Source organism: Streptomyces sp. NPDC053750 (genome assembly GCF_044544295.1).
GTDB lineage: Bacteria > Actinomycetota > Actinomycetes > Streptomycetales > Streptomycetaceae > Streptomyces.
Genome location: NZ_JBITXB010000019.1, coordinates 26,329 through 41,387 on the forward strand (window position 1 = coordinate 26,329; position 15,059 = coordinate 41,387).

General features: G+C 74.5%; 11 protein-coding genes. 7 read left to right on the forward strand and 4 right to left on the reverse strand.

Annotated features, from left to right (window positions below; translation table 11 throughout):
* Positions 1 to 4: 4 nt before the first annotated feature.
* A complete protein-coding gene (solA, locus tag ACIGO6_RS34950) occupies positions 5 to 1,174 on the forward strand; it encodes an N-methyl-L-tryptophan oxidase (protein ID WP_399883504.1) in 1,170 nt (389 codons plus the stop codon).
* Complete coding sequence (locus ACIGO6_RS34955; RefSeq protein WP_399883507.1) at positions 1,171 to 2,292, forward strand: aromatic ring-hydroxylating dioxygenase subunit alpha; 1,122 nt, start codon at positions 1,171 to 1,173, stop codon at positions 2,290 to 2,292. The genes solA and ACIGO6_RS34955 overlap by 4 nt, the downstream gene beginning before the upstream one ends.
* Here ACIGO6_RS34955 and ACIGO6_RS34960 read toward each other — a convergent pair.
* The 4 genes from ACIGO6_RS34960 to ACIGO6_RS34975 form a co-directional block, all read right to left on the reverse strand.
* On the reverse strand, positions 2,281 to 6,942 hold the full coding sequence (locus ACIGO6_RS34960) for a hypothetical protein (protein WP_399883509.1): 4,662 nt from the start codon (positions 6,940 to 6,942) through the stop codon (positions 2,281 to 2,283). The two genes, ACIGO6_RS34955 and ACIGO6_RS34960, sit on opposite strands and share 12 nt — an antisense overlap.
* A gap of 87 nt (positions 6,943 to 7,029) precedes the next feature.
* On the reverse strand, positions 7,030 to 7,911 hold the full coding sequence (locus tag ACIGO6_RS34965) for a hypothetical protein (protein WP_399883512.1): 882 nt from the start codon (positions 7,909 to 7,911) through the stop codon (positions 7,030 to 7,032).
* Positions 7,912 to 7,972: 61 nt separating this feature from the next.
* Positions 7,973 to 9,499, reverse strand: a complete 1,527-nt coding sequence (locus ACIGO6_RS34970; protein ID WP_399883515.1) for a hypothetical protein — start codon at positions 9,497 to 9,499, stop codon at positions 7,973 to 7,975.
* Between the two features lie 113 nt (positions 9,500 to 9,612).
* On the reverse strand, positions 9,613 to 10,308 hold the full coding sequence (locus tag ACIGO6_RS34975; RefSeq protein ID WP_399883518.1) for a GntR family transcriptional regulator: 696 nt from the start codon (positions 10,306 to 10,308) through the stop codon (positions 9,613 to 9,615).
* A gap of 129 nt (positions 10,309 to 10,437) precedes the next feature.
* Between ACIGO6_RS34975 and ACIGO6_RS34980 the strand changes: the two genes are divergently transcribed.
* From ACIGO6_RS34980 to ACIGO6_RS35000, 5 genes are all read left to right on the forward strand, one after another.
* Positions 10,438 to 11,760, forward strand: a complete 1,323-nt coding sequence (locus tag ACIGO6_RS34980; RefSeq protein ID WP_399883521.1) for an MFS transporter — start codon at positions 10,438 to 10,440, stop codon at positions 11,758 to 11,760.
* A 14-nt stretch (positions 11,761 to 11,774) separates the two neighbouring features.
* Positions 11,775 to 12,590, forward strand: coding sequence for a putative hydro-lyase (locus tag ACIGO6_RS34985; protein ID WP_399883756.1), 816 nt, complete (start codon positions 11,775 to 11,777; stop codon positions 12,588 to 12,590).
* Between the two features lie 62 nt (positions 12,591 to 12,652).
* Positions 12,653 to 13,411: a LamB/YcsF family protein gene (locus ACIGO6_RS34990; RefSeq protein WP_399883524.1), complete on the forward strand. Its 759-nt coding sequence runs from the start codon at positions 12,653 to 12,655 to the stop codon at positions 13,409 to 13,411.
* Positions 13,408 to 14,034: an allophanate hydrolase subunit 1 gene (locus ACIGO6_RS34995; RefSeq protein WP_399883527.1), complete on the forward strand. Its 627-nt coding sequence runs from the start codon at positions 13,408 to 13,410 to the stop codon at positions 14,032 to 14,034. Before ACIGO6_RS34990 ends, ACIGO6_RS34995 begins: the two co-directional genes overlap by 4 nt.
* Positions 14,031 to 14,900 carry a biotin-dependent carboxyltransferase family protein gene (locus tag ACIGO6_RS35000; protein WP_399883530.1) on the forward strand — a complete coding sequence of 290 codons (870 nt, stop codon included), beginning with the start codon at positions 14,031 to 14,033 and terminating at the stop codon, positions 14,898 to 14,900. Before ACIGO6_RS34995 ends, ACIGO6_RS35000 begins: the two co-directional genes overlap by 4 nt.
* Positions 14,901 to 15,059 lie beyond the last annotated feature (159 nt).

The window sequence follows — 15,059 nt, forward strand, 5'->3', positions numbered from 1 at the left end:
CCTGTTGTCCCCCACCCACGACGTGATCGTCATCGGTCTCGGCGGCATGGGCAGCGCCGCGGCCCACCATCTCTCCGCCCGGGGCGTCCGCGTGCTCGGCCTGGAGAAGTTCGGCCCGGTGCACAACCGGGGGTCCAGCCACGGCGGTTCCCGGATCACCCGGCAGTCGTACTTCGAGGACCCGGCGTACGTACCGCTCCTGCTGCGCGCCTACGAGCTGTACGAGGACCTGGAGCGGGCCACCGGACGGGACATCGCCCTCCTGTGCGGCGGGCTGATGGTCGGCCGCCCCGACTCCTGGACCGTCTCCGGCTCGCTGCGCTCGGCCCGCGAGTGGGACCTGCCGCACGAGATGCTGGACGCGCGGGAGATCCGCCGCCGTTTCCCGACGCTCACCCCGGCGGACGACGAGGTCGCGCTGTACGAGGCCAAGGCCGGTCTCCTGCGCCCCGAGAACACGGTCGCCGCCCACCTCCAGCTCGCCACCCGGCAGGGCGCCGACCTGCACTTCGACGAGCCGGTGACCCGCTGGGAGCCGTACCGGGACGGCGTCCGCGTGCACACCGCCGAGAACACCTACACCGCCTCCCGGCTGGTGATCTGCCCCGGCGCGTGGGCGCCGCGGCTGCTCACGGACGTCGGCGTGCCGTTCACCGTCGAGCGACAGGTCATGTACTGGTTCCGGCCGAGGAACGGCACCAAGCCCTTCCTCCCCGAGAATCAGCCCGTCTACGTCTGGGAGGACGCCTCCGGCGTACAGGTGTACGGCTTCCCGGCCATCGACGGGCCCGACCGGGGTGCCAAGGTCGCCTTCTTCCGCAAGGGACAGGACACCACCCCGGAGACCATCGACCGCACCGTGTACGACCACGAGGTCCAGGCGATGGCCCACCACATGTCCGGCCGCATCCCGGACCTGCCCGGAACCTTCCTCAAGGCCGCGACCTGCATGTACACCACCACCCCGGACGAGCACTTCGTCATCGCCCGCCACCCGGCGCACCCCGACTCGGTGACGGTGGCCTGCGGTTTCTCCGGGCACGGCTTCAAGTTCGTGCCCGTGGTGGGCGAGATTCTCGCCGACCTGGCCCTGACCGGCACCACCGCGCACCCCATCGGTCTCTTCGACCCCGCCCGCCTCGTAGCCGCGCCCGCCCGAGGAGCACGCTCGTGACGACGACTTCCCTCTCCCCCAGCCTCATCGCGACCCTGCCGGGCCACTACTACACCGATCCGGAGGTCTTCCGTCAGGAGCAACGGCACATCTTCGAGTCGATGTGGTTCTGCGCCGTCCGCGGCGCCGACCTGGACCGGCCCGGCGCCTTCCGCACCGTGCAGGTCGGCGGTGAGAGCGTCATCGTCACCCGCACCCGCACCGGTGAGCTGCGCGCCTTCCTCAACGTCTGCCGGCACCGCGGTGCCCGGCTCTGCCTGGAGGAGTCCGGCGAGGTGCGCCGCGCCCTCCGGTGTCCGTACCACGCGTGGACGTACGACCTCGACGGCAGGCTGGTCGCCGCGCCCAACCTGACGAAGATGCCGGACGTCGACCGTGCCGCGTACGGACTGGTGACGGTCGCCCTGCGCGAGTGGCTCGGCTATGCCTGGGTGTGCCTGGCCGACGAGCCGCCCTCCTTCGAGGAGACGGTGCGGGGCGCGGCCGTCGAACGGCTCGGCGACCCGGCCGCGATCGAGCGGTACGGGACCGAGAAGCTCGCGCTCGGCCGACGTGTCCGGTACGACGTGCGGGCGAACTGGAAGCTGATCGTCGAGAACTTCATGGAGTGCTACCACTGCGCGACCATCCACCCGGAACTCACCGATGTGCTCCCCGAGTTCGCCGACGGCTATGCGGCGCAGTACTACGTGGGCCACGGCGCCGAGTTCGGCGAGGAGGTGAGGGGCTTCACGGTCGACGGCAGCGAGGGCTTCGGCAGGCTGCCCGAGGTGTCGGAGGGCCAGGACCGCCGCTACTACGCCATCACCGTCCGGCCGACGGTCTTCGTCAACCTCGTGCCGGACCACGTGATCCTGCACCGCATGTTCCCGCTCGCCGAGGACCGCACGGTCGTCGAGTGCGACTGGCTGTACGCCCCGGACGTCGTGGCGTCCGGGGCGGACCTGTCACGGTCGGTGGAGCTGTTCCACCGGGTCAACACGCAGGACTTCGCGGCCTGCGAGCGGACCCAGCCGGCGATGTCCTCGCGTGCCTACCGGGCGGGCGGGGTGCTGGTGCCGACCGAGCACCACATCGGGATCTTCCACGAGTGGCTGCTGGAACGGCTAGGCGGGTGACTGGGCGGGCCGTTTGAACATCCGGGTCGCCGTGATCTCGCTGTGCACCGCCTCGCCCTCGCCCTCACCGGCCGGGGTCGGCCGCGGCAGACCCGGCCTCAGGTGTTCCTCCACGCTGATGTACTTCAGGCCGGCCCTGAGGTCGGCGTCGTTGCGCAGCCGGATGACCAGCGGGAACTCGGCGAGTGCGGTGGTGTCGAACAGGCCGGTGGTGTACAGCAGCTGCACGCCGAGCGCGTCGGACACGGCCCGCTGGAGCTCCAGCAGGTAGGTGGCGTTGGCGCGGCCGATGGGGTTGTCGAGGAACAGGGTGCCGGCGTGGCGGTGCCGGTCGCGGCCCCGGTCGTTGCTGCGGAGCGCGGCCATCGTGCAGTACAGGGCGATGGCCGCGGTGAGCAGCTGGCCGCCGGAGAAGACGTCGCCCATCTGGCCGACGGGGACGCGCTCGGCACGCAGCACGGCGTCCGGCTTGAGGATCTCGACGGCGACGCCCTTGGGCTGCAGGGCGGCGGCGACACCGCGCAGCAGCAGGGACATGCCGTCGCGGCGCAGGTCGGAGTTCTTCTTCACGGCCGCCCGGGTGGCCTCGTCGACGACCTCGCCGAGCCGCTCGGTGAGGGTGGCCTGGTCGGGTTCCTCGAAGCGGATGCGCAGGAACTCCTGCCCGGACCACTCGCCGAGGCCCTCCGGCAGCCGGGACAGCCGCTGGGCGGAGCGGAGGGTGGCGAGGGCGGACTCGACCAGGCCGCGCAGCCGGTCCACGATCGAGTCGCGGTTGCGCTCCAGCTGGGCCAGCTCGTCGGTGAGGACGCGGAGCCGGGGCGCGAAGGCCTCCGCCCACTTGCCGGCGTGCTCGGGCAGCGCGGCGGCGGGCAGCTCGCGGATCTGCTGGCGCGCGGGGGTGCGGACCTGCTCGTAGCGGGTGGAGTTGGCGTGCCGGACGAGGACGTCGCTCGCCTCGCGGACGGCCGACTCGGCGGCGGACAGGTCGGCGGCGCAGCCGCGCAGCGAGCGGCGGGCCTCGGCGGCGGCCCTGCGCGCCTCCTCCAGGTCGCCGGCGTAGGGCTCGGGCTCCTCCGGCTCCTCCTCGGGCGTGTGCTCGCGCAGCAGGTCGCGGAGCATGGCGGCGATCTCGTCGAAGCCGCCGGCCGCGTCCTCGGCGGCGCGGTGCGCGTCGAGCAGTCCGGCGTGGGCGTCGCGGGCCTGGGCCAGGGCCTCGGTGCGGGAGGCGAGTTCGGCGGTCGCCGTGCGCAGCAGGGTCTGGGCGTGCTCGGCGTCGCGCGGGAGGAGGTCCTCGGGGAGGTCGGTGTGCGCGTCGCCCTCCTCGGGCGCATGGCGTTCGGCCTCGCCGCGCAGTCGGCCCAGCTGCTCGCTCGCGCTGGACATGCGGGTCTCCAGGAGCTGCACCAGCTCCTCGGCGCGGGCGGCGGCGGCCTGCCGGGAGGGCCCGTCGGAACCGTCGGGCGACTCCAGCAACTGTCCGGCGCGGGTGCGGACCTTGTTGCTGAGCCGGTCCAGTTCGGTGCGCGCCGCGCTCTCGTCGCTCTCCGCGCGGGCCTGCTCGGCGCGCAGGTCGGCGCCGACGCCGACCTTCTCGTACACCTGGGAGGCGGCCCGGTAGGCCTCGCGGAGGGCCGGCAGGGACGCCTTCGCCGCGTCCGTGCCGCTCTCGGGGGCGTCCTGCGGTACGTCGTCGGGGGCGCCGGCGATCTCGGAGCGCTCGGCGCGCAGGGCGCGGGCGGTGCGGCGGGCGTCGTCGGCGGCGCGCTGGGCGGCGCGCCGGTCCTCGTCGGCGGCGCGGGCCCGCTCCAGGCAGGCCTGTGCCCGGGCCTCGGCCTCGGCGCCCTCGTCGGCCAGCTCGCGGAGCCGGACCTGCCAGCCGGCGCGTTCGCGCAGCCGGAAGGCGAGCCCGGCGAGGGCGTCGGCGGCGCGGCGGGCCTTCTGCGCGGCCTCCTGCCGCTCGTCCCGCACCCGTACGGCCTCGGCGGCGCTCTCGTCGGCCTCGGCCCGCACCGTGCGCGCCTCGGTCAGCTCGGCCTCGGTCTCCTCGGCGAAGGCGCGTGCCTCCTCTGCGGCCCGGGCCAGTTCGGCGAGGCGTCCGGCGGGGCAGCCGGTGCGCCAGGAGGCGAGCCGGGCCGCCAACTCCCGGTCCTTGCCGAGCCGGGCGGCGAGGGAGCGGATCTCCTCGTCCCGCTCGCTCGCCCGCGCGCGCAGCGCGTGCCGCTCCTCGTCGGCGGCGTGCTCGTCGTGCATGGCGGGGTTCGGCGGTACGAGGAAGACGTCGCCGGAGTCGGAGTCGGGGGCCGGGGTGGGGGCGAGCAGGGCGGCGGCCGTGCCGACGGCGACGGCGGAGCGCGGCAGCAGGGCCGCGTCGGCGAGGGCGTCGCGGGCGCGGGTGTGCGAGTCGGGGTCGGTGATGATGACGCCGTCGACCAGCTCGGGCCGGGCGGCCAGGACGCGCGCGTGGTCGGCGGGGTCGACGGCCTGCGCGAGGTAGCGCCAGCCGGGCAGGGCGGGGATGCCGTGCTCGCCGAGGAACTCCACGGTGGCCAGGACGTCCGGGCCGGGCGGCAGCAGTCCGCCGTCGCCGAGCGCGCCGAGGATGCGGGAGTCGTCGGCGGCGGCGGTGCGCAGCTCGAACAGCTGGCGTTCGGCCGAGGAGACGGTGTCGTCGAGCAGTTCGCGCAGCTCGTCGGCGAAGCGGTCGAGTTCCTCGGGGGTCAGAAGGCCGTCGGCGGCCGTGGCGTCGACGGCCCGGTCACGGTCCGCTTCCCGGCGGGGCTGCGGGATGCCCGGGCGGGTCCCGGCGGACAGGCCGAGCAGTTCCACGAGCCGTTCCTCGGCCGCCAGGGCCGCGGCCGTCCGGCGCTCGGCCGCGTGGGCGCGCTCGGCCGCGGTGGCCGCGTCCGCCGCACGGGCCGCCGTCAGTTCGGCGCGGCTCTCCGCGCCGGCCGCCTCGCGCGCGCGCTCGGTGGCCCGGCGTGCGGCCTCCCGGGCGGTGTCCCAGGCGGCGACCGTCGTCTTCTCCGCGTCGCTGGCCGCGAGGGCGGCGCGGGCGGGGTCGGCGTCGGGCGCGCTGTCGTCGAGCCAGCCGGCGCGGACCGCCTCGGCGGTCTCCTGCTCGACCTCGGCGAGGCGCTGGCGCAGGTGGCCGGTCTCGCTGCGGGCGCGCTGCGCCTCGGTGGCGGCGGTGGTGGAGTCCCGGTGGGCGGCGTCGCTGACCTCCTGGAGGGCGGCGGACCGCTCCTCCTCCTCGTTGGCGTGGTCCTCGGCCTTCCCGGCCGCGGCGTGCAGGGCGCGCACGAGGTCGACGGCGGCCTTGGCGCGGGCGGCGAGCGCGGGGGCCGCGTCCCGCTCGGCCTCCTGGATGGCGGCGGACACGCGGGCGACGCGGTCGGCGGCGGCGCGGTGCCGCAGGACGGCCTCGGCGGCCTGCCAGGCGGAGTGCAGGGTGCGCGCGTCGGCGAGTTCACGCTTCTGCGCGGCGGCCGACTTCTCGGCGGCGGTCAGGGCCAGCGAGGCGTGCCGGTAGGCGAGTTCGGCGGCGATGAGGGCGCTGCGGTCCCGGGCGGACTCGGCGTGCGTCACGGCGTACGCGGCGGCGGTGACCCGCTGGGCGAGATCACCGGCCCGGACCCGCTCCTGCGCGCCGCGGGCGGAGAGCCGGCGGGCCAGGGTCCTGGTCCGGCGTTCGGCGGCGGTGTGGATGTCCCGCGCGCGGGTGCGGGCGTCGGCGGCCTCGACGATCCGGCCGAGGAGGTCGACGGACCCGGCGGTGAAGTCGCGTTCGGCGATCAGCTCGGCGCGTCGGCCCAGCTTGTTGCCGAAGCCGCTGACGAGGTCGGCGAGTCCGTCCGTGTCGCGGGTGTCGGTGACGGCGCGCAGCAGCAGGTCGGTGAAGTCGGAGTCCTTCTTGACCGCGAAGAGGCCGGCGGCCTCGCCCTCGTCGGCGTTCATCTCGCGCTGGTAGCGGAAGAGTTCGGGGTCGAGGCCGAGGTCGCCGAGGTGCTCGATCCAGCGGTCGTGGGTCTCCTCCCAGTGCACCTCCAGGTGCGGGTAGGCCTTGCCGGCCTCGGTGATGGCGTCCCGGAAGCCCTTCATGGTGCGGCGCCGGCCCTGGGCGCCGGAGACGCCCTCGACGGGCGGGCGTACGGCGGTGGCCTCGGCGACGGGCAGGTTGTCCAGGGTCAGTCCGGGGCCGGGTCGGAAGGAGTACCAGGCCTCGGCGAACTTCCGCGGATCGCCCGAGACCTGGCGTCCGCGCCACTCGCTGACCTTGCCGACGACGACGCATTCGCCGGTCTGCACGTGCTGCCACTCCAGCGCCACGTGTCCGCAGTCGTCGGCGAGCAGGAACTTGCGCAGCACTCCGGAGCTGGCGCCGCCCAGGGTGTTGCGGTGGCCCGGCAGCATCACCGAGAAGATCAGCTTGAGCAGGACGGACTTGCCGCCGCCGTTCTCCAGGAAGAGCACGCCGGCGGGCGCGGGCCGGCGCGGCGGGCCGACGGGCTCCTCCTCGAAGAACTCCGCCTGCGTGGGCGCGGGGTCGGGCACGGGCTCGCCCACACCGCGCAGGTCAAGCACGGTGTCGGCGTAGCGCGCACCGGCGGGTCCGATGGAGTAGAGGCGGACCCGGGACAGCTCGTACATGGCGGACTCTCGTAAGTCTTCTGGAAGTCGGGGGGCGGCGGAGTCGGGGCGGGAGGCGGCAGGGCGTGGCGCGGACGGGTGGCGGGGTCAGGAGGAGTGGAACGGCAGCCCGGCGTCGGCCACCAGCTCCAGGTCGTCCGTCTCCTCGGCGGGCAGCAGCGTCGCCGTTCCGTCGGTGACCGGCACGACGCCCAGGTCCAGCAGCTCGGCCATGGCGGCGCTGCCCGCCATGTCGCGCACCTGGAGCTGGTAGCGGGCCGTCGTGCGGTACGTGCCGCCGTTGTCGTCGCCGGTGCGCTGGAGGAAGCCGGACTCGGTGAGGAAGGCGGCGGCCTTGCCGACGATGCCGGTGGTGGAGCCGGGGAGTCTGCGCGCGTCCTTGGTGGCGCCGGTCGCGCTGCGTCTGGCCCAGATCCGCCAGGCGGCCTCCAGGCCGGGGGCGTCGGTGGCCGGGTCGGTGTTCTCACCCTGCTCCTCGGCCCGTTCCTCCAGCCGCCGGCAGGCCTGGCGGACGAAGGCGTCCACCCCGTTGACGGTGACGCGGCCGATGTAGCCGTCGTCGGCGAGGTCCTCGGGGCGCGGGTAGGCCATGGCGGCGACGGCGAGGTGGGCGAGGCCGTGCAGGAAGCGGTCCCCGGAGTCGGTGGCGGCGCGACGCGCGTAGTCGCCCATGCGGACGGCGAACACCGAGTCCTCGGCGGCGGTCACGGCCATGCCCGCGCGCGGGGACACCTCCAGGACGATCAGGCCCAGGCCGGCCGCCACGGCGTCGGTGAGCCGGGCGAAGGGCGGGTCCTCGCGGTACCGGCGCAGCAGGTCGGCGTACTCCTGGTCGCGGGCGGGCACCAGCTTGGGCTGGAGGCCGAAGGCGACGAGCCGCGCCGCGTCGGCGGCGTCGGCGGGCGTGACGGCCGCGGTGGCCGGCGCGCCGCCCGCCTCCGGTTCGCTCCGGTCGACGTGCTCGGTCACGGTCGGTACTCCTTGCTGTGTTGTCGCTCGTGTCGCTCGTGGATGAGTTCGTGGGAGCCGGTCATGCCGCCTCCGTCCGGTCCGCGGCCATCCCCGCCGCGTCCAGCAGTGCCGTGCCGACGATGAGGTCGGCGCCGCCGAACTCGGGGTCGTCCAGCTCGGTGCCGTCGTCCACGGCGAAGAGCAGCTTCGGCTCGCCCTGGCGGTAGGCGGTGCCCACGGGCGGGCTCGCCGCGTGGACGGCCAGCAGGGCGACGAGGTAGGGCAGGTCGGGATCCTGGGCGCGGGCGTCGGCCAGCAGCCCGGACAGCCGGCGCGGGGCGTCGTGCGGAAGGTCGAGCAGCTCCATGGCGGCGGCGAGCTGCTCCTCGCTGAAGCGGCTGTCGTCCGGGGTGGCGACCAGGTCGGGTTCGGGCATCTCGGCGCCCAGGTGCTCCCGCTCGACGGGCGGGGTCAGCAGGATGTCGACGAGGTCGCCGACCCGGACGGAGACGGGTGTGCGCAGGCCGGTGCCGCGCGCGAAGAAGGCGTCGGTGACGCGGAGCGCCCGCTCCAGGGGCAGGGGCAGGACGGGGGCGACGAGGTGCCCGTACAGGTCCAGGCCCGATGTGGTCAGGGGGGTGGCGAAGGCCTGCCGGTCCTGTTCGGCGCGGAAGAGCGGGCCGGCCTCCAGGAGCCGGGACTGGAGCTGGGTGTGGCGGCGGATGCAGTCCTTGACGATGTCGACGAGCTCGGCCGCGCGGCGCTTGTGCTCGGGCTCCTCGGACTCGTCACGTGCCTTGCGGATGTTGGTGAGGATCGCGTTCTCGTGGCGGTACCGGTCGGCGACGTGGTCCAGGGCCTCGGCGATCATGTCGGGGACGGCGGTCAGCCAGTCCACCGCGCGGACGTTGCGCCGGGTGGCGTCCAGGGCCTTGCGCAGGGTCTCCGAGTACTGCACGGTCCGGTACCGCGCCTGTTCGGCGGCGAGCTGGGCGTCGGCGAGCCGGCCGCGGCTGATCAGCACCTCGAGCTTGACCTCGGCGGCGATCTGGGCGCTGGTGACGTCGGTGTCCAGGGCGCCGACGAGGACGTTGACCGCTTCGTCGGTGGTCCGCAGGTAGACGGTGCCGCCGGGGCCGGGGACCTCCTCGAGGAGCTTGAAGTCGTAGTCGCGGCGCACGTAGGTGCCGTCCGGGCCGAACGTGCCGTACACCGCGCGGAAACCGCGGTCGACGCTGCCGACGTTGATCAGGTTCTCCAGGACCCAGCGGGCCACCCGCTCGTGCTCGGCGGCGGGGCGCCCCGGGGCCTGGGCGGCGACGCGCGGGATCAGCCGGGCCACTATCTGGTCGTGGTCGGCGCCCGTGTCGAAGTCCATGTTCAATGTGACGAGGTCGATGGCGGCGAGGGCGACCTCCGCCATGCCGTACACCGAGTACTCACCCGCGAGGTTGGCCTTGCGTGCGTCGAGGTCGTGCAACGGCGCCGTGCAGGCGAGCGCGCGCAGCCGCCGCGCCAGTCCCTCGTCGGCGGCCGGGCCCGGGGCGGGGCGCGGCCCCGCGCTGAGCTGGGGCGGAACGCTGTCCGTCGATGCAGGCGAAGTCACGGTGCACAGACTAGGTCCTCGGTCTGACAACGACCCAAACGGCACAGATGCGCCCCGACGCGACAGGGCGCCGGTCGCCGGTCGCCGGTCGCCGGTCGCCGGGGAGCGTGGACCTATCCCTCGTCGCCGACCCGCCGCAGGTAGACCTCCACGACGCGCTTCAGCGAGTCCTCCAGGTAGACCGCGAGCAACCGCGCCGCCGTCTCCCGTTCGCCGCTCTCCAAGGTCTCGAGGATCTCCGCGTTCCGGGCGATGTACGGCTCGTGCAGGCGCCGCGGGTCGTCCACGACGTGGAAGGCGAGGCGCAGTTCGGCGAAGACGCTGCGCATCAGCTCGTCCGTGCGTTCGCTGCCGGCGAGGGCCACGAGCTCACGGTGGAAGTGGATGTTGGCCGTACCCACGCCTTTCCAGTCACCTTCGCGGGCCGACCGCCGCCCGTCCTCGACGGCGTCGGCGAGCCCCTCCAGCGGGTACGGCGGGTCGCCGAGACCGCGGACGACGGCGCACTCCACCAGGGAGCGGGTGCGGTAGATGTCCTCGACGTCCTCGACGGTGAGGACGCGGACGAAGACGCCCCGGTTCAGCTCGTGGACCAGCAGGCGTTCGTGCGTGAGCAGGCGGAACGACTCGCGCAGGGTGTTGCGGGAGACACCGAGGGCGCCGCCGATGCTGTCCTCCGACAACCGGGTCCCGGGCGGGAAGTAGCCCTCGGCGATCCGACTCCTGAGGATGTCCGAGACCCGCTCGGCGGTGCTGGTCCGCCCGAGGAGGGCGCGGTCGTCGGCCAGTCCCGTCAACTGCTCTGCCATGCCCGGAATTCAATCGTAGATGTCAGAACGAAACAACAGGGGTATTGAGGGATCGTTGAACGATCCCCTACGGTGCCACCACGTACTCGCTCGACCAGCACCCTCCGTCCTCCCACTGCGAGGTGCACCATGAGCACTCCCCCTCCCCCACGAACCCTCCCCGCCGGTCCTCGTCCCCCCGGCACGGCCGAACACGCCGTGGAAGACGGCCCGTTCGGTTGGCTGCGCGCTCTCGGCCCGCGCGGCCGCCGCGCCTTCGGCGGCGCGTTCGGCGGCTACGCGCTCGACTCGTACGACTACTTCACGCTGCCGCTGACCATGGTCGCGCTGACCGCGTACTTCGGCCTGGACAGCGGGCAGACCGGTCTGCTCACCACGGTCACGCTGGTCGTCTCGGCCGTCGGCGGCGCCCTCGCGGGCGTTCTGGCGGACCGCGTCGGCCGGGTCAAGGCGCTGCTGCTCACCGTGATCACCTACGCCGTGTTCACGGTGGCCTGCGGCTTCGCACCCAACTACGAGACACTGCTGGTCTTCCGCGCCCTCCAGGGACTCGGTTTCGGCGGCGAGTGGGCGGTCGGCGCGATCCTGGTCGCCGAGTACGCGAGCGCCAGGCACCGGGGCCGCACACTGGGCGCGATCCAGAGCTCGTGGGCCGTGGGCTGGGCGCTGGCGGTGGTCGTGTACACGCTCGTCTTCTCGCTGGTCGGCGACGACCTGGCCTGGCGCGTGATGTTCTGGACCGGCGCACTGCCCGCGCTGCTCGTGGTCTGGGTGCGACGCAGTGTCCACGACGCCCCCGAGGCCGCGGTGGCCCGTGCCGAGGGCGCCGGAAAGGGCTCGTTCGCGGCGATCTTCAAGCCGGGCACGGCCGGCACTCCGGGTCTGCTGCGTGTCACGCTCTTCGCGAGTCTGCTCTCCACCGGCGTCCAGGGCGGGTACTACACCCTGGCCACCTGGGTGCCGACGTACCTGAAGGACGAACGCGACCTGTCGGTGGTGGGCACCGGCGGCTACCTGACCTTCCTGATCTCGGGCGCCTTCATCGGCTACCTCACCGGCGGCTGGCTCACCGACCGGCTGGGCCGCAAACGCAACATCTGGCTCTTCGCCCTGCTGTCGGCGGTCTGCATCCTGGCGTACGCGAACATCCCCAGCGGCGCCAACACGCTGCTCCTGGTGCTCGGCTTCCCGCTCGGCTTCTGCATGTCGGCGATCTTCAGCGGCTTCGGTTCGTACCTGAGCGAGCTGTACCCGACCGCGGTACGGGGTGCGGGGCAGGGCTTCACGTACAACACCGGACGCGCCGTGGGCGCCGTCTTCCCCACCACGGTCGGCTTCCTGGCCGACAGCTGGGGCGTGGGCGGCGCGCTGGTCTTCGGCGCCATCGGCTACGGCATCGCGGCACTGGCCCTGCTGGGGCTGCCGGAGACGCGCGGAAAGGAACTGGCGTGAACCACTCGCACCACATGGCCGAGGACCGGCCGATCGCCCTCGTCGACGAGCACGCGCACGCGTGGAGCCCGAAAACGGCCCGCTCCCGCTTCCGGGAAGGGCTGACAAGCCCCACGGCCGGGCTCGCCGCGGGACACACCCAGGCCAATCTGATCTCGGTGCCCGCCGACTGGGCCTACGACATGCTGCTGTTCTGCACGCGCAATCCGAAGCCGTGCCCGGTGCTCGACGTGACGGACGCCGGGTCCTGGACCACCGTCCTCGCCGACGACGCGGACCTGCGCACCGACCTGCCGCGCTACCGGGTGTGGCGGGACGGCGAGCTGGTGGCGGAGCCGACGGACGTCCGCGCCCATTGGCGGGACGACCTGGTGACGTTCCTGATCGGCTGCAGTTTCACCTTCGAGGGGGCACTGAGCGCGGCCGGCGTGCCGGTCCGCCATGTCGAGCAGGGGCGCAACGTCCCGATGTACGTCACCACCCGGCCGTGCCGCCCGGCCGGACGGCTGCGCGGCCCGATGGTGGTGTCCATGCGCCCGGTGCCGCCCCGCCATCTGTCGGCGGCGATCCGCGAGACCAGCCTGCTCCCCGCGGTGCACGGCAGCCCGGTGCACTGCGGTGACCCGGCGGCGCTCGGCATCGACGACCTCGCCCGGCCGGACTTCGGCGATGCCGTGGACATGGAGCCGGACGACATTCCGGTCTTCTGGGCATGCGGAGTGACCCCGCAGGCGGCGGTCATGGCCTCGCGCCCGCCCTTCGCCCTCACCCACGCGCCGGGGCAGATGCTCCTCACGGACGCCCGTGACGAGCAGTACCGGGTGGCCTGACGCAGGCCCCGCGGAAGCCCGGGAGCGGCCCGGGAACCGGCGACACTGGAGACACTGGAGACATGACCCCGATCGACCTGAACGCCGACCTCGGCGAGGGCTTCGGCCGCTGGCGGCTCACCGACGACGAGAGCCTGCTCTCGGTCGTCACCAGCGCCAACGTGGCCTGCGGCTTCCACGCCGGGGACCCGGCCACCATGCGGCGGGTGTGCGAGCTGGCGGCCGAGCGGGGCGTGACGATCGGCGCGCAGGTCTCCTACCGGGACCTGGCCGGCTTCGGGCGGCGCGCGATGGACGTGCCGCCCGCCGAACTGGCGGCCGAGGTGGCCTATCAGATCGGCGCCCTGGAGGTCTTCGCGCGCGCGGCGGGCACGCGCGTGGCCTACGTCAAACCGCACGGTGCCCTGTACAACCGGGTGGTGCACGACGAGGCGCAGGCCGCGGCGGTGGTCGAGGGTGTGCTGCTCGCGGGCGGTGCGCTGCCCGTGCTGGGGCTGCCCGGCTCACGCGTGCTTGAGCTGGCCGGCCGGGCCGGGCTCCCGGCGGTCACGGAGGCGTTCGCCGACCGCGCGTACACCGACGCGGGCACGCTCGTGCCGCGTGGGCAGGAGGGCGCCGTGGTCGCCGACCCGGACGAGGTCGTGGAGCGCTCGGTGGGGCTGGCCGTCACCGGCACGGTCGCCGCCCGCTCCGGGGCGCGGGTCGAGGTCCGCGCCCGCTCCTTGTGCGTGCACGGCGACACGCCCGGCGCGGTGGAGCTGGCGCGCCGGGTCCGGGAGCGGCTGACGGCGTCGGGGGTCCCGGTGGAGGCCTTCGCATGAACGTCCTCCCGGTCGGTGACGATGCCCTGCTCGTCGAGGTCTCCTCGGGCGACGAGGCCGAGGCGCTGCACGCGGAGCTGGTGCGGCGCCGCGCGGAGGGTTCGCTCGGTGTGCGGGAGATCGTCCCGGCGGCCCGCACGGTGCTCCTCGACGGCCTCACCGATCCGGCCCGGATCGCGTCCGAACTCGCCGCCGCCGAGGTGCCGCCCGCGCCCGCGCGCGCGGGGCGCGTCGTCGATCTCCCGGTCCGCTACGACGGCCCGGACCTCGCCGATGTCGCCGCGCACTGGGGTGTGGCCCGGGACGAGGTCGGCCGCATCCACGCGGGTACCGAGTTCCACGTCGCCTTCTGCGGGTTCGCCCCCGGCTTCGGATATCTCACCGGCCTGCCGGCGCGGTACGAGGTGCCGCGCCGGGGCACCCCGCGCACGGCCGTCCCGGCCGGTTCGGTGGCGCTGGCCGGGCCGTACACGGGCGTGTACCCGCGTTCGTCGCCGGGCGGCTGGCAGCTGATCGGTACGACGGACGCCGTGCTGTGGGACCACACGCGCGTACCCGCGGCGCTGCTGTCGCCGGGCACGCGCGTGCGGTTCGTTCCCCGAGGGGCCCAGGAGGGCCGATGACGGACCGCGCGCTCGTCGTCGTCCGGGCCGGGGCCCTGACCACCGTGCAGGACCGGGGCCGACCCGGTCACGCCCACCTCGGCGTCCCCCGCTCCGGGGCTCTCGACGCGCCCGCGGCGGCGCTGGTCAACCGGCTGGTCGGCGATCCGCCCGGCGCCGCCCTCCTGGAGACCACGCTCACCGGCTGTGCCCTGCGCCCGCGGTGCGCGGTGACGGTGGCCGTCGCCGGCGCCCCCTGCGCGGTGTCGGTGGACGGACGGCCGGCGCCCTGGGGCGCGCCGGTCGACGTGCCGGGCGGTGCGCTGCTGAACGTCGGGGCGGCCGATTCAGGCGTGCGCACCTACGTGGCCGTGGCCGGGGGCATCGTGGTCGAGCCGGTGCTCGGCAGTCGCTCCACCGACCTGCTGTCCGGCCTGGGACCGCCGCCTCTCGCGGACGGCGCGGTGCTGCCCCTCGGGCGGCCGCACGGGCCGCACGCGCGCGTGGACGTCGCCCCGCAGCCGGCGCCGCCGGCGGAGCTGGTCCTGCGGGTGACGCCGGGCCCACGCGCCGACTGGTTCACGCCCGAGGCGGTACGGACGTTCGCCTCCCGCCCGTACCGGGTGTCGTCCGCGAGCAACCGCATCGGCCTGCGCCTGGACGGACCCGCGCTGACCCGCGCCCGCCCGGGCGAGCTTCCCAGTGAGGGCATGGTGCTGGGCGCGGTGCAGGTGCCGCCCGACGGCAGGCCGGTGGTGTTCCTCGCCGACCACCCGACGACCGGCGGCTACCCGGTCATCGCGGTCGTCCGCACCGCCGACCTCCCCGCGGCGGCCCAGGCCCGGCCGGGAACCCCGGCACGCTTCGTGCCCGTACGACGCCGCTGAGTCGCCGGCCGGACCGTCCGAGCCGCGAGGCCGGCCCGGACGCCGACGGGCACGCAAGGGCCTCGCGGCGTGCACCGGTCCAGCAGGCGTGCACGGCGAGCCGGGCTGCGCGGGTGCTCGGGTCGCGGTACGGCGCGCAGGATGCGTGGGCACCGGCGT